Annotated in this window: 22 protein-coding genes and 1 tRNA gene; 12 read left to right on the forward strand and 11 right to left on the reverse strand. The window is 71.9% G+C overall.

The window, feature by feature from the left end:
• Positions 1-3: 3 nt before the first annotated feature.
• Complete coding sequence (locus FYW99_RS05910; RefSeq protein ID WP_223838775.1) at positions 4-426, reverse strand: hypothetical protein; 423 nt, start codon at positions 424-426, stop codon at positions 4-6.
• Between the two features lie 349 nt (positions 427-775).
• Here FYW99_RS05910 and FYW99_RS05915 point away from each other — a divergent pair, with 349 nt between their 5' ends.
• Complete coding sequence (locus tag FYW99_RS05915) at positions 776-1,768, forward strand: ACT domain-containing protein (protein WP_150250952.1); 993 nt, start codon at positions 776-778, stop codon at positions 1,766-1,768.
• Positions 1,769-1,990: 222 nt separating this feature from the next.
• Positions 1,991-2,728, forward strand: coding sequence for a L,D-transpeptidase family protein (locus FYW99_RS05920; protein WP_150250953.1), 738 nt, complete (start codon positions 1,991-1,993; stop codon positions 2,726-2,728).
• A 40-nt stretch (positions 2,729-2,768) separates the two neighbouring features.
• On the opposite strand, the gene FYW99_RS05925 is transcribed toward FYW99_RS05920, so the two are convergent.
• A complete protein-coding gene (locus tag FYW99_RS05925) occupies positions 2,769-4,313 on the reverse strand; it encodes a stealth family protein (protein ID WP_150250954.1) in 1,545 nt (514 codons plus the stop codon).
• Positions 4,314-4,725: 412 nt separating this feature from the next.
• Between FYW99_RS05925 and FYW99_RS05930 the strand changes: the two genes are divergently transcribed.
• From FYW99_RS05930 to FYW99_RS05940, 3 genes are all read left to right on the forward strand, one after another.
• The gene (locus tag FYW99_RS05930) at positions 4,726-5,484 is read left to right on the forward strand and encodes a protein phosphatase 2C domain-containing protein (RefSeq protein ID WP_150250955.1); all 759 of its coding nucleotides are present in this window, start codon (positions 4,726-4,728) and stop codon (positions 5,482-5,484) included.
• Positions 5,485-5,910: 426 nt separating this feature from the next.
• Entirely contained in the window at positions 5,911-6,324 is a 414-nt protein-coding gene (locus tag FYW99_RS05935; protein ID WP_150250956.1) for a hypothetical protein, read from the forward strand.
• A 366-nt stretch (positions 6,325-6,690) separates the two neighbouring features.
• Positions 6,691-8,394 (forward strand): choice-of-anchor I family protein, encoded by a 1,704-nt coding sequence (locus tag FYW99_RS05940; RefSeq protein ID WP_150250957.1) that lies wholly within the window; start codon positions 6,691-6,693, stop codon positions 8,392-8,394.
• A 47-nt stretch (positions 8,395-8,441) separates the two neighbouring features.
• On the opposite strand, the gene FYW99_RS05945 is transcribed toward FYW99_RS05940, so the two are convergent.
• Positions 8,442-9,155, reverse strand: coding sequence for a DUF2306 domain-containing protein (locus FYW99_RS05945; RefSeq protein ID WP_150250958.1), 714 nt, complete (start codon positions 9,153-9,155; stop codon positions 8,442-8,444).
• 318 nt (positions 9,156-9,473) lie between these two features.
• Here FYW99_RS05945 and FYW99_RS05950 point away from each other — a divergent pair, with 318 nt between their 5' ends.
• The gene (locus tag FYW99_RS05950; protein WP_150250959.1) at positions 9,474-10,040 is read left to right on the forward strand and encodes a dihydrofolate reductase family protein; all 567 of its coding nucleotides are present in this window, start codon (positions 9,474-9,476) and stop codon (positions 10,038-10,040) included.
• A 40-nt stretch (positions 10,041-10,080) separates the two neighbouring features.
• On the opposite strand, the gene FYW99_RS05955 is transcribed toward FYW99_RS05950, so the two are convergent.
• Complete coding sequence (locus FYW99_RS05955) at positions 10,081-11,337, reverse strand: FAD-binding protein (RefSeq protein WP_150250960.1); 1,257 nt, start codon at positions 11,335-11,337, stop codon at positions 10,081-10,083.
• Between the two features lie 697 nt (positions 11,338-12,034).
• Between FYW99_RS05955 and FYW99_RS05960 the strand changes: the two genes are divergently transcribed.
• The 4 genes from FYW99_RS05960 (at position 12,035) to FYW99_RS32200 (ending at position 14,327) form a co-directional block, all read left to right on the forward strand.
• Positions 12,035-12,559 (forward strand): hypothetical protein, encoded by a 525-nt coding sequence (locus FYW99_RS05960; RefSeq protein WP_223838776.1) that lies wholly within the window; start codon positions 12,035-12,037, stop codon positions 12,557-12,559.
• A 238-nt stretch (positions 12,560-12,797) separates the two neighbouring features.
• Positions 12,798-13,370 (forward strand): DUF4232 domain-containing protein, encoded by a 573-nt coding sequence (locus tag FYW99_RS05965; protein ID WP_150250961.1) that lies wholly within the window; start codon positions 12,798-12,800, stop codon positions 13,368-13,370.
• 345 nt (positions 13,371-13,715) lie between these two features.
• Positions 13,716-13,988 carry a carboxylesterase family protein gene (locus FYW99_RS32195; RefSeq protein ID WP_150250962.1) on the forward strand — a complete coding sequence of 91 codons (273 nt, stop codon included), beginning with the start codon at positions 13,716-13,718 and terminating at the stop codon, positions 13,986-13,988.
• A 63-nt stretch (positions 13,989-14,051) separates the two neighbouring features.
• Entirely contained in the window at positions 14,052-14,327 is a 276-nt protein-coding gene (locus FYW99_RS32200) for a hypothetical protein (protein WP_223838777.1), read from the forward strand.
• A 169-nt stretch (positions 14,328-14,496) separates the two neighbouring features.
• On the opposite strand, the gene FYW99_RS05980 is transcribed toward FYW99_RS32200, so the two are convergent.
• The 5 genes from FYW99_RS05980 to FYW99_RS06000 form a co-directional block, all read right to left on the reverse strand.
• Positions 14,497-14,572 (reverse strand) — tRNA-Arg (locus FYW99_RS05980).
• 205 nt (positions 14,573-14,777) lie between these two features.
• Entirely contained in the window at positions 14,778-15,713 is a 936-nt protein-coding gene (locus FYW99_RS05985; RefSeq protein ID WP_223838778.1) for a glycoside hydrolase family 16 protein, read from the reverse strand.
• Between the two features lie 91 nt (positions 15,714-15,804).
• Positions 15,805-16,986: a glycoside hydrolase family 64 protein gene (locus FYW99_RS05990; protein WP_150250965.1), complete on the reverse strand. Its 1,182-nt coding sequence runs from the start codon at positions 16,984-16,986 to the stop codon at positions 15,805-15,807.
• A 362-nt stretch (positions 16,987-17,348) separates the two neighbouring features.
• Complete coding sequence (locus FYW99_RS05995) at positions 17,349-18,494, reverse strand: hypothetical protein (protein ID WP_150250966.1); 1,146 nt, start codon at positions 18,492-18,494, stop codon at positions 17,349-17,351.
• 153 nt (positions 18,495-18,647) lie between these two features.
• Entirely contained in the window at positions 18,648-19,904 is a 1,257-nt protein-coding gene (locus FYW99_RS06000; RefSeq protein WP_150250967.1) for an aspartate aminotransferase family protein, read from the reverse strand.
• 146 nt (positions 19,905-20,050) lie between these two features.
• Here FYW99_RS06000 and FYW99_RS06005 point away from each other — a divergent pair, with 146 nt between their 5' ends.
• Positions 20,051-21,514: an NAD-dependent succinate-semialdehyde dehydrogenase gene (locus tag FYW99_RS06005; protein ID WP_150250968.1), complete on the forward strand. Its 1,464-nt coding sequence runs from the start codon at positions 20,051-20,053 to the stop codon at positions 21,512-21,514.
• A gap of 64 nt (positions 21,515-21,578) precedes the next feature.
• Entirely contained in the window at positions 21,579-21,755 is a 177-nt protein-coding gene (locus tag FYW99_RS31685; protein ID WP_190394566.1) for an antitoxin VbhA family protein, read from the forward strand.
• A 136-nt stretch (positions 21,756-21,891) separates the two neighbouring features.
• Here the strand turns inward: FYW99_RS31685 and FYW99_RS06010 are convergent, their stop codons facing one another.
• Together FYW99_RS06010 and FYW99_RS06015 are read right to left on the reverse strand one after the other, a co-directional pair.
• On the reverse strand, positions 21,892-22,575 hold the full coding sequence (locus FYW99_RS06010) for a GntR family transcriptional regulator (protein WP_150250969.1): 684 nt from the start codon (positions 22,573-22,575) through the stop codon (positions 21,892-21,894).
• A 49-nt stretch (positions 22,576-22,624) separates the two neighbouring features.
• The gene (locus FYW99_RS06015) at positions 22,625-23,377 is read right to left on the reverse strand and encodes a maleate cis-trans isomerase family protein (protein WP_150250970.1); all 753 of its coding nucleotides are present in this window, start codon (positions 23,375-23,377) and stop codon (positions 22,625-22,627) included.
• Between the last annotated feature and the right edge of the window lie 19 nt (positions 23,378-23,396).

The raw sequence follows: 23,396 nt of genomic DNA on the forward strand, positions 1-23,396 counted from the left end.
CGCCTACCTGCGGGGGACGGGCACACCGTCGGCGGGGCGGACGCCGTCGTCGCACAGCGCCAGCCAGTCGCCGCGCGCGGGAACGAGCGTGAGCACGACCATGGTCAGCCCCAGGGACGTGAGCAGCGCGGACGCGAGCATCATCTCGGGGGTCGCCCAGAGCTGGTCGTGGCCGTGGGTGTCGAACCAGAGCGGCGTCCGGTGGTGCAGGGGACTGCCCGCCAGGGTGGTGGTGATCTCGATGGTCGCCAGGAGGGCCGCCAGGGAGGCGACGGCCCCGGTGACCAGGAGGGGCAGCGGGTGCCGGGCGCGCAGTGTGCGCACCGGTACCCCGAAGCCGTCCTGTGTTCGCGGGTGCGGATCGCGGGCCTCGTTCTGCGGTCCGGTCCTGGTCACGTCGCGCTTCATGTGTTCCGTGTGCTCCATGCGTCGTGTGGACGGGAGGCGTCCACCGGGAGGATGTCGTCATGGGAAGGACACACCGGTGTCGTTCCACCTCACGGTAGAAGCGCTGTGCGGCACGGCTCATTCCGTGTGCGCGAAGCCGGACGGTCCGACGTCTCTGCTGGTCGGGTGGGCTCCCTGAGAGCGCCGCGACCACGGGAACGCCGATACGGCAGCCGTTTCCGGGCACGGCCGGGAGCCGTCCGCCTCCGGGCGCTCCCGCCTCGGAGGCGCACGCGCCCCTCCGGAGTGGCCGGAGTCACTCTCCGTCGTTACCGGCCCTTCACGCGGGTGCGAACGGGCGCAACGTCGACCTGGGACTCTCGGTCCCATGGACGTTTCCGAAGGACAGCACGGAACCGACGACCACCGCCACGGCTTCTTCGGCCGCGAGGCACTCGACCTGGGCACCCTGCTCCTCGCCGCCGGCGCGGCGCACCTGGTGGTGCTCTCCCTCGGACACAGCGACGCGGGTGTCCGCGTCCTGATCACCGTGGGGCTGCTGCTGCTCGCGGTCTCCGCGGTCCACCGGTGGCGCCGCCACAAGGCCGCGTCCGCTCCCCGGCCGCCCCGGGACTCCGGAGCGGTGGACGCGGTCGGGAGCGCCTGGCCGCCCACGGGTACCGGTCCGTTCGGGGACGGCGGGCCGGCCGGTGGCGAGGGACCTTTCCGGAACGCACCCTCGGACGGGCGATCCGCCGGGGGCGGGCCCGCGGCGTCGGACGGCTCCCGGGCGGGGAGGGAAGCGGTGCGCACCCCGTCCGACGACCTGCTGTGGAGCGTCCGCGTGACGGTCGCCGACGTGCCCGGCGGCCTGGCCGCGCTCACCGCGCGGTTCGCCGCCCTCGGGATCGACATCCGGCTCATGCAGGTGCATCCGGCGGGGGCGGACGCCGTGGACGAGTTCTTCGTCAGCGCTCCCGCGCACGTGGGCGAGGGCGACCTGTACACCGCCGTGCGGGAGTCGGGCGGACGCGACGCCGCCGTGCGCCGGGCCGACGTCCACGAGCTCAGCGACACCACCAGCCGCACGCTCGCCCTGGTCAGCGCCCTGGTCAGCGGGGCGGCCACGCTGGAGCGCTCGCTGCTGTCCCTGGCCTCGGCCCGGGCCGTGGAGCACACCGCCGAACCGTCCGCCGGGACGGCCCGTGAGGACCTGTCCGGTACGGTCATGACCCTCCCCGCGCCCGACGGCGGTGTCCTGACCGTCCGACGGGAGGACGTCCCCTTCACCGCCGTGGAGTTCGCCCGGTGCCGGGCCCTGGCCCACGTCGCCTCGTCCCTGCACACGCGTTCGCACAGTCCGGGCTCCGGGCGGCGCTGAACCCGGTCGCGCGCCCCTGGCTCCCGTGCGCCGAGCGGCCCGTACCCGGGCGGCCACCGTCAGGGCGTCCCCGCGCGCCCGCCGGCCGCGGCACCTCGCCGCCGCGGCGGCCCGAGGAGCCGCCAGCGCGTTCCCGCACGTCCGCCCGCACACGGAGGCGAGAGTTGTCCACAGGTCCTACGGAGCGGGGAGAACCGCGTGCGGGGTGGGTAAGGAGGACGTATGGCAACCCCCCGATTCCTTCCGACACCGCACCCGAAACACACCCTCCTCCTGGCCGTGGCCGCGGCGTTCGCCCTGCTCCTGGGCACCGCCGTGACGGCTCCGGCCGCGCACGCCGCCCCGACCTCGGTCAGCGCCGGACCGGAGCTGCGCCAGGGCAGCTCCGGGGCCGGTGTGACCGCCGTCCAGGAACGCCTCGCCGAACTGGGCTACTGGATCGACGGCGTGGACGGCCAGTTCGGCTTCCACACCGAGCAGGCCGTCGTGGCGCTCCAGAAGGCCGCCGGGATCGCCCGCGACGGCGTCGTGGGCCCCGACACCCGCGCCGCCCTCGCCGAGGGCGTGCTCCCCGAGGCCCAGAGCACCTCCGGCGACCTGCTGGAGATCGACCTGGACCGGCAGTTGCTGCTGGTGGTCTCCGGCGGCGAGGTGGAGCGCGTCCTCAACACCTCCACCGGATCCGGTCAGCCCTACGAGTCCTCGGACGGCACCGAGCGGATCGCCACCACCCCGACGGGCACCTACACCGTCTTCCGCGAGGTCGACGCCTGGGACCCCGGGCCCTACGGGGCGCTGTACAGACCGAAGTACTTCAACGGCGGCATCGCCGTGCACGGGTACCCGGTCGTCCCGTCCCAGCCCGCCTCCCACGGGTGTGCCCGGGTGAGCCTGGCCGCGATGGACTGGCTCTGGGAGAGCGGCAGCATCGACGTGCACACCACCGTCCTGGTGCGCTGACCCGGAGGGGCGGCCCGGCCGCGACCGGGCCGCCCCGCCCTCACCGCTCGAAACTGCTCCTGAAGGGAAAGTAGTCGCCGAGGAACCCGTCGACGTGCCTCTCGGCGGCCTCGTCCGGTTCCGTCGTGTCGTTCACGCAGAAGGTGTCGAAGTTGCGCTGGGCCAGTAGGGCCTCGGTCCGGTACCGCACCGCGTCCAGGTCGGCCAGGTTGAGGTAGGTGTAGCGCAGACCCCCCATCACCGCCCTGCCCGTGAACAGCGCGTAGTAGTTGTGCAGGGACGACGGCACGGAGTGGTCGTCCGGGTGCCGGAACCGCGACGCCGCCGTCCGCGCGAACACCTCGGGGAACCTTCCCTCCAACTCCTGGACCACCGACCGGCGCTGCGGGATGGGCGTGTGCTTGAACTTGGACACGGGCACCTTGCCGAAGTGCTTCTCCAACAGCGCGCCGTTGCGCTTGGCGGCGGCGTCCACGGGCTGGTCCTCCTCGCTGACCTCGCCCAGGCCGAAGCGGTAGGGGGAGGGGTTCAGCTTCACGAGCCCGTTGGGGTGGAAGAAGAGGGAGGGGGACACGGGCCGACCGAAGAACACGTCGTCGTTGAGGTACAGGTAGTGCTCGGCCAGGCCCTCGATGTGGTGCAGCTGCGACTCGATGGCGTGCGAGTTGAACACCGGAAGGACCGACGGGTCACCGAAGACCTCCGCGTGGTCCACCACCCGTACCCGTGGATGGTCGGTGTTCAGCCACGGCGGCGTCTGGCCGTCGGTGACGACGTAGACGTTGCGTACGAAGGGGGCGAACATCTCCAGCGATCGCAGGGAGTAGAGGAGTTCGTCCCGGCTGGTGTAGCGGGAGTCGGAGGCGGAGTGCGGGTTGGCCGGGGCGTTCTGTCCGAGGTGGGCGTCGCGCTTGGCGCGCCAGGCCTCGTCGGCCCCGTTGACCCAGGTGTAGACGGCGTCGACGGGAAAGGTGATGTCGGTGGCGAGTTCCCAGGTGAAGGCGTCCAGAGTGGGATGGGTCCGGTCGCCGACCCTGACCTCGGCGGTCTGCCGGGCCCTTCCGGGGATCACCTCGCTCACCGGGTTGGGCTGCGGCGCGATGAGTGACTCCCGCAGGACGTGCTCGGGCGCCACGACCCGGAGCTGGCCGAGCCTCTCCTCGTGGTCGGGAGAGGCCAGGAACCGCTCGCCCTCCTGCCAGAACTCCACGGTGAGGCCGTGGGCGGGTCCGGCGACCGCGGGACCCCGGTCGCCGACGACGTGCTCTCCGAGCCGGACCACCGGAGCACGGCGGAGCCTGCGCAACCGGAGCGGGGACAGGGGCCGGTACCCGCCCGGGGTCCTCACGTACGAGCCGTGGAGGCTGTAGCGGGAGGCGAGCACCGAGAGGACCTCGGACCTGTCCTCCTCGGACACGGCGACCGAACGGTGGTACATGCCGTTGGACAGGGAGAGGAAGTAGTCGATCCCCCGCTCACGCAGGAGGTCGGTGAAGCGGTTCGTCTGTCGGTCGACGAAGTCCTCGATGTCGAAGGGGCCGGACCAGCGCCGTGCGAGGACGGGTTCGCGCTGGTAGGTCGACACGGTGAGTTCCGGGTCCCTCCTCCGGTGCCTCCATGAGACGGGAAGGAAGAGGACCTTCCTGACCGGAACCGGAACCATTCTCCTGAGTATTCTCCTGGCTCTCCGGAAGTAGTAGGGAACATTCCACATGGGGGTCCATCCCGTTGGCGTCTTCTGGTTCTTGTTCTGGTCCTTGCGTGTGCGGGTCCCCGCTTTCGTCGCGGGGCGTGCTTCTTCTGCTCGCGCCCTTGCCGGAGCAGGTGCGCGCGATGTCGCTGCTCTCCGGAAACGTACCGAATCGTTCATCTACCCGAAAACTGTGCTTTCCATGGGTGTAAATTTCAGGGGTAGGTAGCGTGCGGTCATCGCGCCTCCGGGGCGGGAGCGCGGTGCCCACGACAAGACGTGCCGTCCGTGAACGGGAGATCCGGGAATGCCCTTCCGCGTCGCCACGGAGCCGGGCGACCCCGGCCGACCCAACGAGGACTTCGCCGCGGCGACCGCGACCAGCGCGGTCCTCCTGGACGGGGCGAGCGCGCCACGGGACGTGGAGACGGGCTGCTCCCACGGGGTGGCCTGGTACACCCGGCGGCTCGGCGCGCTGCTGCTGGCCGGGGCCGACGCGGGGCTCCCCCTGCGCGAGGCCCTGGCCGAGGCGATCGCCGCGGCCTCCGCCCTGCACGCGGACACCTGCGACCTGGGCAACCAGGAGAGCCCGTCCGCCACGGTCGTGGCGGTGCGGGCGGACTCCGACGCACTGGAGTACCTGGTGCTGTCCGACTCCGTGCTGCTGGTGGAGGGCGAGGCCGGAGTGCACGTGCTCACCGACACCCGTCTGGACGACCTCAGGGGCGATCTGGCCCGCCGGGGGAGCCCCTGGGACGCGATCCGCGCGTACCGCAACGTTCCCGAGGGCTTCTGGACGGCGGGCGCCCACCCCCGGGCGGCCGAGGAGGCGCTGACCGGAACCCTGCCCCTCGGGCGCTTCACCGCCATGACCGACGGGGCGAGCCGGGTGGTCGACCTCTTTGGCGACCTGGATTGGGACCAGGCGTTCGCCCTGGTTTCGGACAGAGGGCCGCGTGCCCTGCTGGACCGGGTGCGCGTGCTGGAGGCCGCCGACCCCGACCGGCTTCGTCATCCGCGAGGCAAGGGGAGCGACGACGCCACCGTGCTGGTGTGGACACCGTGACCCTGATTACGGTCAACCTTAAATTGCATATTCGGACAAAACAATCTTGCGGGCCCGGGTCCCTCCCCCTGACGCCCCAGGTGGTCGCGTTTTGGGCACTGCCGTGAGGGAGGACGTTTTGTCCGGTGTTCCAGATGACCTTTGTTGCCCTTTGCGGTAAAAGCGCACAACAGTGGAAGCGGCGGCGGGGGCGTCACACACGGGGGAGACCAACGCCTCTCCGAACCCGTGTCGCCAGGCGCTTTCGCGTTCCGTGTTCATCCGGTAGGTTTCTCCGTAACCGAACAGCCGGAGTTCTCCCCACAACAGCTGGTATCCGGCCTTCGTCGTTCTCTCCGCCCCCCGCGCTCACGTGTACGCCGAACAGGCGCGGCGCGTACGGGAGTACCCCATGACGTCGATTTCGACCGGTGAAAAGGAGAAGGTGTGACCACCACGGGCGTCCTCGAACCCACCGGACCGAACCGGTCCCTCGGTCGCACCAGCTGGCTCGACCGCGTCCTCACGACCCCCAGCTCCGCCGTCGAGCGCCACCCGACCGTCCGCGCCCTGGACGGCTACGAGCATCGGCCCAACCCCCTGGACGCCGGGACCCCCGCGGAGTTCCTGCTGGTCATGCGCCGCTACCTCGTCTGGGCGGGCGACTGGTCCTACCTGGAGCTGGAGTACCTGTGCGGGGCAGCGGTGCGGGCGACCACCTTCCGCGACGTCCTGGAGGGGACCCAGCTGCCCAGGTACGTGTTCCTGATGGCCTTCGTGACCGCCTGCGCCGGTGAGGACGCCGGTGAGCGCCAGCGCTGGACGACCGCCTGGCACAGGCTCCGGTCGGCCGGTTACTGAGGTCCCCCTCCGGCCCCCTTCCCGGATTCGCCTCGTATGCCCGTCGCATCCGGTTCCGCCACGGCCGAATAACCGTCGAACCGGCGGCGCGCCCTTTTCCCGCGCCGTTCGGACACGTGTCGGCAGCGGCCCTTTCGCGAGTCCTGCCGGTTCTCCGGCTCTCCGGTGTGCCGGTGCGCCGGATTTCCCGTTCCGCGCGCGCAATTCCCCCGGCGCGAATAGCATGAAGCACGCCCAGCGGCCGAGACGGCCGCCATCCGCATTCACCCCCGCGTCACCGGGCGTTCTGCTGATCCACGTCCGCCCCTGGTTGGCTTCGGCGCGGGCGTGACCGCGCCCATCCCCCGAAACCACCAGGAAGCACACATGCGCAAGACCACGGCGGCCGCGGTGTCCCTCGCCGTCGCCCTCACCGGTACGGCCGCCCCCGCCCACGCGGAGCGGCAGGAGCCCGGCGGGGGCGGGCGCGACGGCGTCGAACTGTCCGCCCTCGGCAGCTACCACACCGGCTCCTTCGACGAGGCGGCGGCGGAGATCGTCGCCCACGACCCGCGCACCCAGCGCCTGTACGTGGTCAACGCCCTGGCCGCCACCGTGGAGGTGCTCGACGTCTCCGACCCCGCGGCCCCCGCCAAGCTGTTCGACCTGCGTACGCCCGGGGTCGAGGCGGCCGACGGCTCGGTGGTGCCGGAGGGCGCGGTCGCCAACTCCGTGGCGGTCCACGGCGGCACCGTGGCCGTGGCGGTGGAGGCCCCCGACCGCACCGAGAACGGCTGGGTGGTCTTCTACGACACCGACGGCACCGCGCTCAACGCGGTCAGGGTCGGTGCCCTGCCGGACATGGCCACCTTCACGCCCGAGGGCCGGCTGCTGCTGGTGGCCAACGAGGGGGAGCCCGGCGACGACTACTCGGCCGACCCCGAGGGCTCGGTGAGCGTCATCCGCGTGAACCGCAGGCCCGCCGCCGTCACCCAGGACGACGTCCGCACCGCCGACTTCCGGGCCTGGGACGGGGAGCGGGAGCTGCCCTCGGGGGTGCGGGTGTTCGGGCCGGACCTGTCCACCGGCGAACCGGGCACCCCGGGTCGGGTGGCCCGCAACCTGGAACCGGAGTACATCTCCGCGGACACCGCGTACAGCGCCCAGGTGGTGCTCCAGGAGGCCAACGCCGTCGCGCTGCTGGACCTGCGCACCGCCGAGTTCACCGACATCGTGCCCCTCGGCCTCAAGGACCACATGGAGCCCGGCAACGAGCTGGACGTGTCGAACCGGGACGACGGGATCCGCCTCGCCAACTGGCCGGTGTACGGCATGTACCAGCCCGACGGGTTCGACACCTACCGCTGGCGCGGCCAGACCCTGATGGTCACCGCGAACGAGGGCGACACCCGCGACTGGGACGGCTACTCCGAGGAGACCCGTCTCGGCGACCTGGCCGAGGACACCCCGCTGTGTGAGGACTCCCCGCGCCTCCGGGAGTTCCTGGCCGACAACGACCTGGGCGTCGACAGCACCGAGGAGCTGCTCGACGAGGCCAACATGGGCAGGCTGACGGTCACCGCCGCCGAGGGCCTGCGCGAGGACGGCAGCTGCTACGAGGACGTGTACGCGTTCGGCGGGCGCTCGTTCTCGATCTTCACCACCGGGGGCGAGCTGCTCTTCGACTCCGGGTCGGACTTCGAGCGGATCACCGCCGAGGCCGCGCCGGAGTTCTTCAACTCCAACCACGCGGAGAACGCCTTCGACAACCGCAGCGACGACAAGGGCCCCGAGCCCGAGGGGGTCGTGCTCGGCGAGGTGGCGGGCCGCACCTACGCGTTCGTGGGCCTGGAACGGGTGGGCGGAGTGATGGTCTACGACGTCACCGACCCCCGGGAGGCCTCCTTCGTGCAGTACCTCAACAACCGCGACTTCACCGCAGAGCCCGGTACCCGCGAGGCGGGTGACCTCGGCGCGGAGGGCCTGGCCTTCATCAGCGCCTCGGACTCGCCGATCCGGGGCGTCCCGCTGCTGGCCGTGGCCAACGAGGTGTCCGGCTCGACCACCCTGTACCGGGTCGACCCGGCCTGACCGCGCTCCGCCGCCGGGCCGCCCCATCCGCGACCCGGCGGCGGCCGTCACGCGGTCCGGTGGGAGGCGGAGCCCCGGCGGGACCGCCGCAGGCACCACTCGGCGACGAGGAGGTTGGGCACCCAGCACAGCCACGCGATGCCCTGGTAGACCTCGCGGAAGACCGCCTCCTCGTCACCGCCGTGCGCCGGGCCGAGCAGCGGTGTGAGGGCGGGCACCAGCACCGGCACCAGCACGCGCAGCATCACCCCGGCCATCGTCAGTGCGAACAGGCGCAGCATCCACTCCCGGTGGTCGGCGTGGCGGCCCTGCCGGATCGCGCGGTACCCGGCCACGCCGATGGAGAACCACAGCACGGCCAGCAGTGAGAACCCCGCCTGAGCGGCGAAGCCGTAGGTGCTCATCACGCCCACGACCAACCCGGAGAGCGCGCCGGGGAACACCCCGGCGAACAGGTGGATCCGGCCGATCACACGGTGGGTCCCGCCGCGCCGCAGGGCGGGGAACAGCTGGAGGGGAGCCGTGGTGAGCGCGATGACCGAAGCCGCAACGTGGACCAGCAGGAACGGGTAGTGGGGCGGCCAGTCCGGCCGCAGGTCCACCTGGGAAGCGGCGGGGTCCAGGCCCACGTAGGCGGAGGCGGCGAACACGGCGACCAGCGCGCACAGCGTCGTCACGGCGGTGAGTACGGCGGTGCGGCGCCTGCGCCGGGGAGCGGGGCGGGAGGCCGGGGGCGCGAGGGCGCCGGGGGGAGGGGGCATCGTTCTTCCTTCGGTGGGAAGGGACGTGGCTTCCCCTCAAGGCTGGCCGTCGACGGGGGCGCGCGGTATCGGGTTCATCCCGGAAGATCGGTGGACCCGAGGGCGTCCGCGGGGACCGGGCCCCGGAGCCCCCTAGGGAACGCCGCCACCGACTGTTCTCCCGCCCCCGCCCCCGGGTGTCTTCAGGGTGGGACCGCCGAGACGGGCGCCCCCGCCGGCGGCGGGGAGCCGCCGGAAAAAAGATTCGGCCGCCGTGTCGAACACGGCCCGTCCCGTTCGATGTGAGGGTGAGAGCACACCACGAGAGAGGCAACAGCGATGCGCACCCTGATCGTCACCGCGTTCGTGTCCGTCGACGGCGTCATGGAGGCCCCGGGCGGGGAGCCCGGTTACCGCAACTCCGGCTGGACCTTCAAGGACGTCGCGATGGACGAGGCGGCCTACGAGATCAAGGAGCGCGAACAGCGGGAGGCCACCGCCCTGCTTCTCGGCCGCCGCAGCTACGAGGCCTTCGCCCCGGTCTGGCCGACGATGGTGGAGGAGTTCGCCGGGTACAACGCCATGCCCCGGTACGTCGTCTCCACCACGCTCGCCGAGCAGGACCCGCGCTGGCCGGCCACCGTCCTGCGTTCGCTCGACGACGTGGCCGAGCTCAAGAAGACCGAGGGCGGGCCCATCTCCGTGCAGGGCAGCGCCACCCTGGGCCGGGCCCTGGCCGACGCCGGGCTGGTCGACCGCTACCACCTGCTGGTCTTCCCCCTGCTGCTCGGCGCGGGCAAGCGCCTGTTCAGCGACACGGACAAGGACGCCACGAAGCTGCGCCTGGTCGAGCACGAGGCGTACTCGAACGGCGTCCAGAAGCAGGTGTTCGACGTCGTCGGCTGAGCCCTCGGGGTGCGCCGCCGGGCCGGGCCCCGGCCCGGCCTCACCCGCGGGGGAAGAGTCCGTCGGTGAAGGCGTTGCGGAACTTCCCGGCCGGGTCGAGCGCGCGTGTGAGGCTCGCGAAGTCCGCCGCGCGCTCGTACCCGGCGGTGATGTCGGCCGGGGACATCCCGGTGAGCTTGCCCCAGTGGGGGCGGGCGCCCAGCGGCAGGAGGCGCTCCTCCACGGCTGCCAGGACCGGCGCCACGGCCCGCGGGTCCGGGAGCCAGGTGAAGTGGAAGGTGACGCAGTCCCGTCCGTGGGCGGGGCTCAGCCACAGGTCGTCCCCGCGGACCGTGCGCACCTCCGCGACGTACAGCGTCGGGGCCAGCAGGTGCCCGATCCCGCGCAGGGCCGCGAACGCGGCGCCCGCGGCCTCCCGGGGCACGTAGAACTCGGACTGCAACTCCCTGCCCGCGCTCGGCTCCAGCTCGGGACGGAAGTGCGGGAGCCGTTCGTACCAGGGGCCGACGACCCCCATCTGCTCGGTGCTGGGCTCGGGAGGCATCCCCGGGACGGGGTGCACCGGCCCCGGCGCGGGCCGACCGCCGTTCCAGGCGCCCTCGGGGCGGTCGGTGCGGTGCTTGAGCCACACGGCGGCCTCACCGCACCAGTCGGTGAACACGCTGACGCTGTAGGCCGCGCCGAACACGTCGTCGACGCGGTCGGCCACCTCGTCCAGGGCCACCCCGACACGGACCCGCTGGGTCATCGTGAACGCCGGTTCGACCTCCAGGGTGAGCCGGGTGGTGACGCCCAGCGCACCCAGAGCGACCACCGCGCCGGGGAAGACCTCCGGGTCCGCGTCGCGGCTCAGCCAGGTCAGGTCGCCGTCGGGGCCCATGAGCTGTACCGCGCGCACGGCGGCGGACAGGCAGCGCTGGCCGTCCCCGGACCCGTGGGTGCCGGTCGCGCAGGAGCCCGCGACCGAGATGTGCGGCAGCGACGCCAGGTTCGCCAGCGCGAACCCCCGCTCGTGCAGCGCGGTGACCAGTTCGGCGTAGCGCATGCCGGCGGTGACGGTGACGGTCCGGGCCCCGGCGTCGATCTCGGCCTCCGAGGGCAGCCCGTCCAGACGCACCAGGTCGGCGTCGGAGTCGGCGACGAGGTTGAAGGAGTGGCCGCTGCCCAGGGCGCGGATCCGCTCGCTGCCGCGGACGACGCGGCGCAGCTCGTCCAGCGTCCGGGGTCGGTGGACCCGCGGACTGCCGAAGGTCACGTTGCCTGCCCAGTTGGTGGTCTGCGCGTGCGGTGCTGACATGGGGCGCTCCGTGGGTGGGACGAGCGGCGTGGGGCCCCGGCTTCCCGGGTGCCGCCACGGCAGGCGGCTTCCCGGAGGATAGCCGGGCGGCCCTCCGCGAGGTTCGCCCGGGGAGGACGCTTGTGTCCGGTTGACCGCACGGGGGGACCCGTACGCGTTCGGACACCTGGCACGACGTTCCAAACGCCGTAAGGTTCACTCTTTTCCTTTGACGATTGTTGGAAGAAATGGATGCCGCCTGAGGCTGAATGGCTCGGCTGGTTACGGTTTTGTTGTTGTGCTACGCCTCTTCGGGTGCCGGTGCGGCATGAGGATCATTTCTCGACGGCGGAGTGCCACACCTGCCTCCGTCGGGCCCGAACCGCGGCCCCGGACGAAGGCCTCCCCTCCCCACTGGTCGAGGGCTCAGCGCGTCCGCAATCCCCCGTGGCCGGTCCGGGAGACACGGGCCGGATCGATCCGAACGAGGATTCCCTTGACATTCTTTTCCCCCGTTTCCGCACGTCGTGTATTGCAGGGCGGCGTCGCCTTCGCCGCGTTCGGCGCGCTCAGCGTCGCGGCGGCTGTTCCCGCCCACGCCGAGAACGGAGAGATCGGCTTCGCACGGGCGAGTGTTGCCGGTGAAGGCAGGATCATCGGGTTCTACCCGCGAGGCGGAGACGTCGGGGGCTAGGGCGGTCCGCTGTATGACGGAGAGGTGTTCTCCGACTCCCCCAACAGGGTCCGGGTGGACGTGGAGGAGGACGACCTCTACTCAGAGGTGATCTTCAGGGAGCTCCGTACCGAGATCGCTGAGGCCGATATCGAGGCTATGAGGGCAGCGGTCGAGAACGGTGAGTCCCAGGCGGGCCTGGAGAACAGCGAGCCCGGTGCCCCGGAGGATCCCGGTGAGGACGAGGCGCCCGGCGGCGAGGAGCCCGGTGGGGGCGGGGGACCCGGTGACGAGGACGGAGGGTCCGGCGGTGGGGACGGGACCGGTGGGGAGGGCGACGACGGCACCGGGGGCGGGAGCGGCCGGGACGGTGACTCCGGCGACGTCGATGACACGGATGACGCGGACGACCGCGACTCCTCCGAGACGGGGGCCGGAAACGGCTCCGGCGGTCCTCTGGCGCAGACCGGCAGCCCGGTCGCGGGCCTGATCGCCGCCGGTGCCACCGTCTACGTGGCTCGCCGCAGGAAGAACGCCTCCGCGTCCGCCGAGGAGGCGAGCGAGGGCTGACCGAGGACGGTTGTCCGGTCCTGACACGGCGCCCGGGGGCCCGACCCCCGGGCGCCGCTCCGTATGGGGCCTCCCGGTGCCGCCCGTCCCGCCCGTCGGCACCGCATTGGTAAACGTCGTTTAAATCGGCTTCGGGAGAGAACGACACAGAGGAGGTCGGCGTCGCCGCATCAGTGGTCGCGTAGTGGCCGATGTCGGCAGACGGAACACGCAACACGGGATGAGGGGGAAGCTCGCCATGACGAGCGCATTGCGCATTGGTTCGGTCCGAGTCGCGGCCCTGGGAGCGGTGTCGTTGCCCGCGCTCCTGATCGCGTCCGCGCCCGCGGTCGCCGAGAACGCCGACTCCGGTGCGGGCGCCATGAGCGTCCGCGACTGCACGGCGGCGGACTTCGAGGTGACCGAGACGGCGCGCGAGGGTGCGGCCGGTAGCGTCCACATCGAGTTCGAGCTGGTCAAGCAGGAGCCGCTCACCCCCCAGGACGACGTGGCGTGCACCATGTACCCCTCCGTCGAGAACATGTACTGGGGCGACTCCGAGGGCAACCGCGTCGGGGCGGACGCGGAGGTCGAGGGCCAGGACGGCGACGTCTTCGCGCTGTACCCGGGCGACGCGGCCACGGTGACCGTGTCCCGCCCCAACCCGGAGGTCTACGACCCCGAGGAGTGTGGTCCCACCGAGGTGGCCGGGGCCCACCTGTTCCTCCAGAACGACGAGGGCGCCGCCTACGTGCCCACGGGCGGGAACGACCGCGTCTGCGCCAACCCGGACATGGGCGCGTCGACGGTCTCCGAGATCACCCCGGCCTGACCCGGCCCGGCGCGGCTCGGTCCTCCGGGGCCGGGCCGCGCCGGTTTCTCTCCCCGCCGCCCCGCCCCTGTCCCCGAACGAGGACGGCTTCCCCGTGCCCTCGAACGAGGGCGGAGAAGACGGGGCGCCGGAGGAGCCCACCCTCACCGGGTGGCCGAACCCCGATGCCCCGGCCAGTTCCGGAGTGCTGTTGAGGAGCGCTTCGGTTCGGTCGGCGCGTCGGTCCGCCATGCCGCGGAGCAGGTCGTGCCCGCCCCCGACTGACCAGATGACGGCGGCCCCGCCCGGGGCCGCTCCAGACCCTGCCGCGCCGCTCGCTGGCGTGTGATGAGAGACAGTCCTCCGATGGACGCCTTCGAGACGAAGAACGGTTCGGTCCGGGGTTGTCGAACCTCCGCCGAAGTCGTCGTCCTCGGCATCTCCTACGCCGCCCCGCCTTGCGGCGCCAACCGGTTCCGGAAACCCCTCCCGGCACCGGCGCGGACCGGAGCGCGGGACTGCACGGCCACCCCCGTGCGGTCGCCCGACGGGGAGGACGTCCTCACCGTCAACGTGTGGACCCCGGTCCCCGAGGGCGGCCGTCCGCCCGTCCTGGTCTGGACCCACGGCGGCGCCTGAAACTTCGGGTCCCCGGCCCAGCCCGACTTCGACGGCACCGCGCTGGCCCGCGCCGGTCTGGTCGTGGTCACCCTCAACTACCGGCTCGGCTCCGAGGGCTTCGGCCGTGTCCCCGCCTACGTCGTCGGGCTCTGGCGCGGAACTGACACAGCTGTGTGCAACCATGTCCGCCGGGTCGTGGCCCCGGTCCTCTCCGGTGCCGACGAGGCCGCCCGCCACGACGTGACGCTGGCGGCGGCCGCACTCGTGGAGGCCGAGGGCCGGGCGGTGCGCGGGGCGGCGGTGGACCACCTCACCGCCTACACCGTGCAGCGGGCCCAGGACTGGCAACCCTTCTGACGGTGCCTCTCAGACCCCCGCGTGCCCTGACGTCTCTTCGAGACCACGGGGCCCAGGGCACGCGGGCCCCAGACCAGCACTCAGTCGCTCCTCGACCCCCAGGCAGCACAAAAGAAACCGCCGGGCCTGTGTGGTGTGCAGGTCCGGCGGTTTCTCCACTGTCTCAAGGTGGTGCACTCGGGAGGACTCGAACCCCCAACCTTCTGATCCGTAGTCAGATGCTCTATCCATTGAGCTACGAGTGCAGGTTGTTCAGTTGTGTGTCGCCCGGTCTCCCTGGCGACGTCTTTGACTCTATCACGCTGTCGGAGGGCCTCGAACCGTTTTGTGAGTGTGCGACCGGTCATGCCGGTCCCCGCCTCCTGGCCGGTCCAGAGCGGCGGGCGGCGGCCCCGGCATGACGCGGTCACGCCGGGGCCGCCGATCCGGAAGCGGGCCCGGACCACGGTGTCAGCAGGCCCCGCCGAGGACCACCCCGTCGACGCGGGAGACGCCCGCGTTGCGCTGCGCGCCCACGCGCCGGTTGACCTCCTCGGGCGCCACGGCCTCGCCCTGCTGGTGGTACACCCAGTCGACGTCCTGCACGTAGGTGCTCGGGCCGCCGGTGTGGCCGCTCATGTCGACGAACCACTGGTTGAAGTTGATCGACATCGGCGACGACGGGTAGTACTTCCCGCTGTGCTCGGCCACCAGGTGCGTGTCCACGTAGTAGCGGACCACGCCGCCCTCGACCTGGACCACCAGGTCGCGCCATCCGTCGAAGGAGCGGTTCACCACGTCGCTGGTGTTGTCCGCGACCCAGGGGTCGCGCTGGTAGGTGTGGTACGAGGTCAGGTACATGGCCTCCGCGGGGGCGCCCCAGCCCGAGTTGGGCAGGTACTCGAAGTCGAGCTCGCTGTAGGCGGGATCGTTGTCGTAGGCCAGCGGCGTGATCGTGTAGAAGGTCTGGAGCACGGTGTCGCCGTCCTGGCCGGAGACCGGGGCGTCGGCGAACCGGACCTTGGCGGCGTAGGTCCCCTCGTGGAACTTCTCCTCGCCGAAGGTCAGCTCGGCCTGGCTGGTGCCCGCAGGGGTGCCGTCCGTGGTCGAGGTCAGGCGCAGCAGGGAGTCGCCGTCCTCCTCGGCGAAGGACACGTTGTCGGCGTCCCAGGACGCGCCGGGCACGCCGGGGCCGCCGGGCCAGCTGCGGACGTTCCAGCCCTGGTCGCGCAGGGCCGGGTCGGTGTGGCCGCCGTAGTCGAAGTCGTCGAAGAACAGGCCGCACGCCGAGGACGTCTGGTCGGCGACCGTCTCCACCTCGACGGGGGAGTTCGTCGTGCAGGCGGTGAGGGGGAGTGCGACGGCGCAGGCCAGGGCGATGTGGCCGGGGCGGATGCGGGAGGACACGGGGAACACCTCGGATTCTGGGAGGAGTGGCGGGGGAGATCGGGCACCGGGCCGAGGAGCTCGGTTGGCGGAGGTCCCGGCCGGGGAGGTGCTAGAAAGCGGTCAGCGTCACGTCGAGGGACGCCGGCGCGTGGTCCTGGACGTAGGACGCGAAGTCCGACACGTCGTCGAAGGCGAAGCCGTAGGCCTTGCCGTCCACGGTGTTCTCGTGGAAGACCGCCGCGTAGCGGTTGGTGGTCTCGTGGTTGTAGAACGCCGCGGGGTCGGTGACCGGGTGCTCGGCGGTGTCCAGCAGCGTCGAGCGGTTGAACGCCGCGCCCAGGATCGCGGCCACCGGGCCGGTGATGCCGTCGTTGGGGGCCGCCAGGGCGCCGTCGCAGAAGAAGACGTCGCGGGTGGAGGGCTTGGGGATCGGGGCCACGCCGCCGTCGAAGACCAGGTTGCCCGAGCCGTCCACACGGCCGGTGAAGGTCCCGGCGTTGGTGGTGACGCGCAGGTCGGTGGTGCTGTAGCGCTCCCAGACCTGGTCGATGTAGGAGTCGTAGTAGTCGGCCGGGAACAGTCCGGCGTCCAGCCCGTGCCCGGGGGCGATGACGAGTCCTCCCTCGCTCAGCACGAGCGACGAGAAGACGGGGTCGGCGGAGAGCGCGGCGAAGACCGCGTCGCGGCCGCCCGGCTCGAACGTGCCGGTGGTCTGGTCCGCCTCGCCCTGGAGGCGGATGGCCAGCGGCACGCTGAACTGGTCCACCATGCTGGTGTTGCAGTACATGCCGGTCTCGTTGTGGGTGAACTCCACGGTGTCGTGGAGCACCCCGTGGCTGGGGTCGGACTCCACCCAGCCCGCCGGGTACTGGAGCGCGGGCCTGCCGTTGCCGTCGGTGACGACCTTGAACCGGAGCTTGCCGCCGAGGGCGAAGTACACCCGGCCGGACATGAACGGCAGGGTCAGCTCGCCGACCGAGTCCAGCGGGATCGAGTAGTCGGTGAACCCGTCGTCGGTGTTGTCGGACTCCGCGACCGGGTGCGCGACGCCGTCGGCGTCGACCCAGGTCTGCGTGCCCGTGGTCGGGTCGGTGCCCACGATGTAAGCGCGGATCCCGCTGTCGGGGAAGGTTCCGGTCTCGTTGGTGACCCTCACCGGAAGGGCGCCGGCCTGGCCGCCGCCCGAGGTGAGTTCACCGTTGTTCGCCTCACGGGAGCAACCTGTCGTGACGATCAGGGTGCTGACGGTGGCGAGCGATGCGCCGCCGAGGAACAGTCTTCGGTCGATCATGGGGGTCGCCTCACTGGAGGGGCTGGTAAGACGCGCCCAATCTGTCGACCGTCGAAGCGCCGCGTCAACCCGGGGTCACGATCCGCTTGGGACCTCCCCGTGTTCTTACTGGTAACAAAGTCGTCGGGTGGCCCATGTCACACATGAACCGAATCATTTTCGGCTCTGCGAGTGAACGTTTTCGGCGGATGGGCGTCCGCAGGAGTTCTCCCGGTGGTGGAAGTGTCGATGGGGGTTCGTGGGTTCCGGCTCTGTCATGAAAGATGACTAGCTTGTGAACTTTTCCTTTTCCGGGCGCGTGGCGGAAGGCGCCCGGCCGAGCCGCCGACGCGGCCCCGGTCCGCGCCTCCACGGCTCCCGGACTACGCCTTCGCGCCCTCGGCGGACTCGACCGGCTCGGCCACCCCGGCCTCCAGGGAGCGGCCCGCCTCCAGCATCCGGCCGATCAGCTCGTCCCTGGCCTCCCTGACGGCGCGCGCGTTCAGGGCCTCGCCGTGCAGCTGGTCGGCGTTGCCGCCGTCGGAGTCCACCTGGACGAGCAGCAGGTCGAGTTCGCGCTGGCGCTCCTCGACCCTCTGGACCTGCTCCCACTCGGTGTGCGCGGACAGGGCCTCCTCGACGGCGGCGCCGTAGTCCCGGATCGCGTCCACCCGCGCCGCCAGCTCCCAGTACACGGCCTCGTGCCGCTCGTGCTGCTGGTCCAGCACGGCGCGCACCCGGTCGGAGACGGCGTCGAGGGAGTCCGCCACGTACTCCTCCCTGATCCGCTCGTGCCGGTGCAGCAGCGAGGCGATCCGCCACTCCTCGGCGCGCAGGACCGACAGGGGCTGGGCCGCGTCGAAGGAGTCGCCCAGCCGCAGGTCCGCCTCCTCGACGGTCCCGATCGTCCTCTGCACGTCCAGCAGCAGACGGGCGCCGTGCCGACCGAGGTTCGCGGGCACCAGGTAGCGGTCCGCGTGCGCCGCCGCCAGCCGGTCGCCCCGGGGCCACCACCACCCCGCCCACAGGGCGGCGGCCGCGTACACCGCGCCCGGCACGAACCAGTAGAGGTTGAAGGCCCACTCGGGCCCCGCCAGGGCGAGGAACCAGCTGGTCAGGGTCGCGGGCACGAAGGCCAGGGAGAACGCCTGCCAGGACCGGCGCCGCGAGGTCCGGGACAGCCACCGCGGCAGCAGGGACCGGGGGCGCACGCGGGTGACGGCGAGCCCGGCGGCGCCCACGGCCGCGGCCTGCACCAGCAGACCCAGGAAGTACAGGATGACCGACCACACCAGGAGGGGGCCGCTGACGAGCGCCCAGAGGAGGCTCAGCGCGGCCACCGCGGTCCCGCCCGCCGCCATGCGCGTCCGGTTCGGGAACCGGGGCTGCTTGGCCCAGGCCCGCTTCGAGCGCAGGAAGGGCAGGTGCCTTCGGAGCCTTTCGGTGAGGCGGGGAGGCAGTGAGGGGTCCAGGACGGGGCGTGCGCCGTCACGCGTGCTGTCCGCGACCTTCCACCGGCTGTCCGACACTGGTTCGGCTCCTCTCGCGTGCGGTTGCGCCGCGCTCGGCCCCTTCCGTTTTCGGACACGCGTTTCGGACGCGCGGTTTCTCGGGAGGGTCCGCACCGCACGTTACCGCCCCGGCACGGAATCCGTACCGGGGCGGTGGTCACGAATCGCGCCTCAGCCCGCGACGGCCTCCTCCACGGCGGCGGCCCACAGCGACACCGCGCTGTCGACCTGGTCGCCGTCGACGATGAGCGGCGGGATCATCCGCACCACGTTCCCCTCGGGGGCGCAGGTGAGCAGCAGGAGTCCGTGCCTGGCCGCGGCCTGCTGGGCGCGCAGCGCGGTGGCGCCGTCCGGCGTCCCGTCGGCGGCGGTGAACTCGTTGCCGAGCATCAGTCCCCGGCCGCGCACGTCGCCGATGACCGGGTTGGCCTCCGCCACCTTCTCCAGGCCCAGGCGCAGCCGCTCGCCCATGCGCGCGGAGTTCTCCACCAGGCCCTCCTCCTGGATCACGTCCAGGGTGGCCAGGGCGGCGGCGCAGGACACCGCGTTGCCGCCGTAGGTCCCGCCCTGGGAGCCCGGCCAGGCCTTCTCCATGATCGCGGCGGGGGCGGCGATCGCCGACAGGGGGAAGCCGCTGGCCAGGCCCTTGGCGGTGATGACCACGTCCGGCCGGATGCCCGAGGGCTCGTGGCCCCAGAACGTGCCCGTGCGCCCGAATCCGGTCTGCACCTCGTCCGCGACCAGCAGGAACCCGTGCCGGTCGGCGCGCTCGCGCAGCCCCTGGAGGAAGGCCGCGGGCACCGGCACGTACCCGCCCTCGCCCAGCACCGGCTCGATGAACACGGCGGCCGTGTCCCTGGGCGAGGTCACCGTGGAGAAGAGGTAGTCCAGCTCGCGCAGCGCGTACGCGACCGCGTCGGCCTCGGACACGCCCAGCCGGTAGGCGTACGGGAACGGTGAGACCACCACGCCGGGCATCAGCGGGCCGATGCCCGCGCGGATCTTGACCCCGGACGTGGTCAGCGACGCGGCGCCCATGGTGCGTCCGTGGAAGGACCCCTGGAACACGATGGCGTTCTGCCGACCGGTCGCCTGCCGGGCCAGCCGCAGGGCGGCCTCGACGGCCTCGCTGCCCGAGTTCACGTAGAACAGCCGGTCGAGCCCTGCGGGCAGCACCTCGCCCAGCCGCTCGGTGAGCCGCAGCAGGGGTCGGTGCATCACGGTGGTGTACTGGCCGTGGACCAGGGTCCCGACCTGCTCCTGCGCGGCGGCCACGACGCGGGGGTGGCAGTGGCCGGTGCTGGTGACGCCGATGCCGGCGGTGAAGTCGAGATAGCGGCGGTCGTCCTCGTCGTAGATGTAGGCGCCCTCGCCTCGGGCGGCGACGACCGGTGTCGCCTGCTTGAGGATCGGGGAGAGCTCCGCCATGCGTGGCCTCGATTCCGTGTCGCGTGTTCCGTAGGATTGTTGACAATCGACGCTGCTATGGAAACATCCGTGCGGCGACGGTGTCCAGTGGACGCACGTTGGGCAGTTCTGACCACAGGCCGATTCTCGACCGGGGAGTAGCGAACATGTCGGATCAGGAAGCACGGGTCGTCGCGCAGGTGGACAAGAGGCTGTTCATCGGCGGGACGTGGCGCGACGCCGCCTCCGGGGGCTCCTTCGAGGTGGAGGACCCCTCCACGCGCGAGGTGCTCTGCGAGGTCGCGGACGCGGGGAAGGAGGACGCGCTCGACGCCCTGGACGCGGCGCACCGGGCACAGGCCGACTGGATGCGCACGGCGCCCAGGGACCGCGGCGAGATCCTGTACCGGGGCTACGAGCTGCTGATGGAGCGCCGCGAGGACCTGGCGGTCCTGATGACCCTGGAGATGGGTAAACCCCTCGCCGAGGCGAAGGGGGAGATCGCCTACGCCGCCGAGTTCCTGCGCTGGTTCTCCGAGGAGGCCGTGCGCATCGAGGGGAGGTTCTCCACCTCTCCCGACGGCAAGTCCCGCTTCCTGGTCATGCGCCAGGCGGTCGGCCCCTGCATGCTCATCACCCCCTGGAACTTCCCCATGGCGATGGGCACCCGCAAGATCGGCCCCGCCATCGCCGCGGGGTGCACCATGATCCTCAAGCCCGCCCACCAGACACCCCTGTCCGCCCTCGCCCTCGCGGGCATCCTCTCCGAGGCCGGACTCCCCGAGGGCGTCCTCAGCGTCATCCCCACCACGGACCCGGGCTCGGTCACCGAGCCCCTGCTCAGCGACGGGCGCATCCGCAAGGTCTCCTTCACCGGTTCCACCGCCGTGGGCCGCAAACTCCTCGAACAGAGCGCCGGGCAGGTCCTGCGCACCTCCATGGAGCTGGGCGGCAACGCGCCCTTCCTGGTCTTCGACGACGCCGACATGGACGCCGCCGTGGACGGCGCGATGCTCGCCAAGATGCGCAACATCGGCGAGGCCTGCACGGCCGCCAACCGCATCTACGCCCAGGCGGGCGTCGCCGAGGAGTTCGCCGAGCGCCTCAGCCGCCGCATGGGTGCGCTGCGCCTGGGCCGCGGCGTGGACGAGGGCGTCGACGTGGGCCCGCTCATCGACGACAAGGCCCGCGACAAGGTGCAGGGCCTGGTGGACGACGCCGTCGGCAAGGGCGCCCGCGTGCTGGTCGGCGGCGGCCCCGGCGACGGTCCGGGCCACTTCTACCAGCCCACCGTGCTCGCCGACGTGCCCTTCGAGGCCGAGCTGTCCACCACCGAGATCTTCGGTCCGGTGGCCCCGGTGCTGCCCTTCGAGACCGAGGACGAGGTGCTGCGGGCCGCCAACGACACCGAGTACGGCCTGGTCAGCTACGTCTACACCCGCGACCTCAACCGGGCGCTGCGGGTCAGCGAGAACCTGGAGACCGGCATGGTCGGCCTCAACCAGGGCGTGGTCTCCAACCCGGCGGCGCCCTTCGGCGGGGTCAAGCACTCCGGTCTGGGCCGCGAGGGCGGCCGGGTCGGCATCGACGAGTTCCTGGAGACCAAGTACGTCGGCATCGGCGGAATCTGACCGGATACCGGGTAATCCGGGGGTTCGGCTGTGACGCGGACGCGGCACCGCCTACGCTCGCTCCATGGACACTCGGATTCCCGACGACGGCGACACCGCCGCCGCTCTGGCCTCCGTCAGGGCGGCGGGCGGCGAACCGTCGCCGGAGGCACGGGCGGACCTGGAGCGGGTCGCACGCGGTGAGATGAGCTTCGAGGAGGCCAGGGAGCGCATCCTGGCCAGGTACCAGCTGCGGGAGTGAAGGGACGACACGGCGCGCCCCGTCTGCTGACAGTCCTCTTACCGGTGATCTTGCTACCAGTGCCACTGTCGGCGCCGACAGTGGCACTGGTAGCAAGATCACGCGGGGACGGGCGCGTCCGGGTTCCGCGAGCGTTCTAGGCCTCGGGGGCGGACTCTCCGCCCTCGCCGTTGATGCGCTCCACGGTGTCCACCATGTGCGCCTCGATCAGGAGCAGCAGCTCCTGCTCCGCCCCGTCCACGATCGCGTCCAGGATGCGGCGGTGCTCGTCCAGGAGCTCCTCCGGCTCCGGGTACACGTCCTGCATCACCGTGAGGCACATCCGGGTCTCCACCAGCAGCGTCTGCGCCATGCGCTCAAGGCGGCTGTTGCCCGCGCAGCTGACGAGGGTCTGGTGGAAGGCCTGGTCGGCGTCGCTCATGGCGTTGCGGTCGCGGCCCGCCGCCGCGGCGGCGAGCCGCTCCACGGCCGGGGTGAGTCGGGCGACCGCCTCGCCCCGGTTGCCGCGCATGATGAGTTCGCACGCGGTCCGCTCGACGGCGAGCCGGGCCACGTAGACGTCGCGCACGTCCGCCGGGGAGAGCTCGCGCACGAACAGGCCCCTGTGCCGTTCGCTGCGCAGCAGCCCCTCCTGCACCAGGCGCTGCATCGCCTCGCGCAGGGGGCCGCGGCTCACCCCGAGCTGACCGGCCAGCTCGGACTCGCCGAGCTGGTCCCCCGGCGCGAGTGAGCCGTACATGATCGCGGACCGCAGCTGGTCGGCGATCAGCTCGGCGGTGGACCGGCGGGGCACGGGTCTGAGCTGGCCTGGGGCGGGCATGGCCGCCCTCCTCTCGGATCGGGGACGGGACGCGGGCGCGTCGTCGAGGTTAACGGGGCGCCAGGACGCTGTTGACCGCGGCCGAACCCGAACGGAACAGCGTGCCCGGTCCGGAGCCCCGTCCCGCGGTCGCCCCCGCCAGGCGCAGGCCCTCCCACACGCTCACCTGGTTGGCGGTGAGCACGGTCTTGCCCAGCAGCGCCTCCAGGGGGTCGATGAGGTGGGCGCTGTGCAGGGCGGTGTCCGGCACCAGGACGGCCTCGGCGCGCTGGTGGTCGTTGGAGATGACGAAGTCCAGGACGTCGTCCGGGTCCAGGTCGCCGACCTCGGCGGCGGTGGCGATGCCGTGGCTGGCCAGCGACAGCACGGTCACCCCCGCCTCGGTGAGGAACTCCACGAACCGCTGGGCGACGTCGTCGGGGTAGGTGGCGGCGATCGCCACCCGTGAGACGCGCAGCTGGCCCAGCGCGTGCACGAAGGCGAACGAGGTGCTCGACGACGGCGCCCCCGCGTGCTGGCGCACCCCCTCGACCTGCCTGCGGGCGCCCTCCCAGCCGAACACGAAGCTGCCGCTGGTGCAGGCCCACACCGCGGCCTCCACCTCCATCATGGCCAGTTCCTGGGCGCCCTTGGCGAGCACGTCCTCGCCGCCGACGTCGAGCAGGGCGTCCACCCGGTGGGCGTCCTCGCGCATGAGCGTGTGCACCACGGGGAGCTCGACGCCCCCTCCGAGCAGCCCCTCGAAGGCCTTGTAGTCGTCCTCGGCACTGAATCCGGGGTAGAGGAATCCGACGCGGGTCATGTGGGTCTCCTTTGCGTCA

This window comes from Nocardiopsis deserti (assembly GCF_008638355.1).
Lineage (GTDB): Bacteria > Actinomycetota > Actinomycetes > Streptosporangiales > Streptosporangiaceae > Nocardiopsis > Nocardiopsis alborubida.

Bases quoted from the DNA above. Each gene is read 5' to 3' on its own strand.
- FYW99_RS05910 (WP_223838775.1), bottom strand. From the start codon at position 426: ATGGAGCACACGGAACACATGAAGCGCGACGTGACCAGGACCGGACCG.
- FYW99_RS06010 (WP_150250969.1), bottom strand. From the start codon at position 22,575: ATGCCCGCCCCAGGCCAGCTCAGACCCGTGCCCCGCCGGTCCACCGCC.
- FYW99_RS06015 (WP_150250970.1), bottom strand. From the start codon at position 23,377: ATGACCCGCGTCGGATTCCTCTACCCCGGATTCAGTGCCGAGGACGAC.
- FYW99_RS05965 (WP_150250961.1), top strand. From the start codon at position 12,798: ATGACGAGCGCATTGCGCATTGGTTCGGTCCGAGTCGCGGCCCTGGGA.
- FYW99_RS05930 (WP_150250955.1), top strand. From the start codon at position 4,726: ATGCCCTTCCGCGTCGCCACGGAGCCGGGCGACCCCGGCCGACCCAAC.
- FYW99_RS05955 (WP_150250960.1), bottom strand. From the start codon at position 11,337: ATGTCAGCACCGCACGCGCAGACCACCAACTGGGCAGGCAACGTGACC.
- FYW99_RS05950 (WP_150250959.1), top strand. From the start codon at position 9,474: ATGCGCACCCTGATCGTCACCGCGTTCGTGTCCGTCGACGGCGTCATG.
- FYW99_RS05990 (WP_150250965.1), bottom strand. From the start codon at position 16,986: ATGATCGACCGAAGACTGTTCCTCGGCGGCGCATCGCTCGCCACCGTC.
- FYW99_RS05915 (WP_150250952.1), top strand. From the start codon at position 776: ATGGACGTTTCCGAAGGACAGCACGGAACCGACGACCACCGCCACGGC.
- FYW99_RS05920 (WP_150250953.1), top strand. From the start codon at position 1,991: ATGGCAACCCCCCGATTCCTTCCGACACCGCACCCGAAACACACCCTC.
- FYW99_RS31685 (WP_190394566.1), top strand. From the start codon at position 21,579: ATGGACACTCGGATTCCCGACGACGGCGACACCGCCGCCGCTCTGGCC.
- FYW99_RS05940 (WP_150250957.1), top strand. From the start codon at position 6,691: ATGCGCAAGACCACGGCGGCCGCGGTGTCCCTCGCCGTCGCCCTCACC.
- FYW99_RS05945 (WP_150250958.1), bottom strand. From the start codon at position 9,155: ATGCCCCCTCCCCCCGGCGCCCTCGCGCCCCCGGCCTCCCGCCCCGCT.
- FYW99_RS32195 (WP_150250962.1), top strand. From the start codon at position 13,716: ATGGACGCCTTCGAGACGAAGAACGGTTCGGTCCGGGGTTGTCGAACC.
- FYW99_RS06005 (WP_150250968.1), top strand. From the start codon at position 20,051: ATGTCGGATCAGGAAGCACGGGTCGTCGCGCAGGTGGACAAGAGGCTG.
- FYW99_RS06000 (WP_150250967.1), bottom strand. From the start codon at position 19,904: ATGGCGGAGCTCTCCCCGATCCTCAAGCAGGCGACACCGGTCGTCGCC.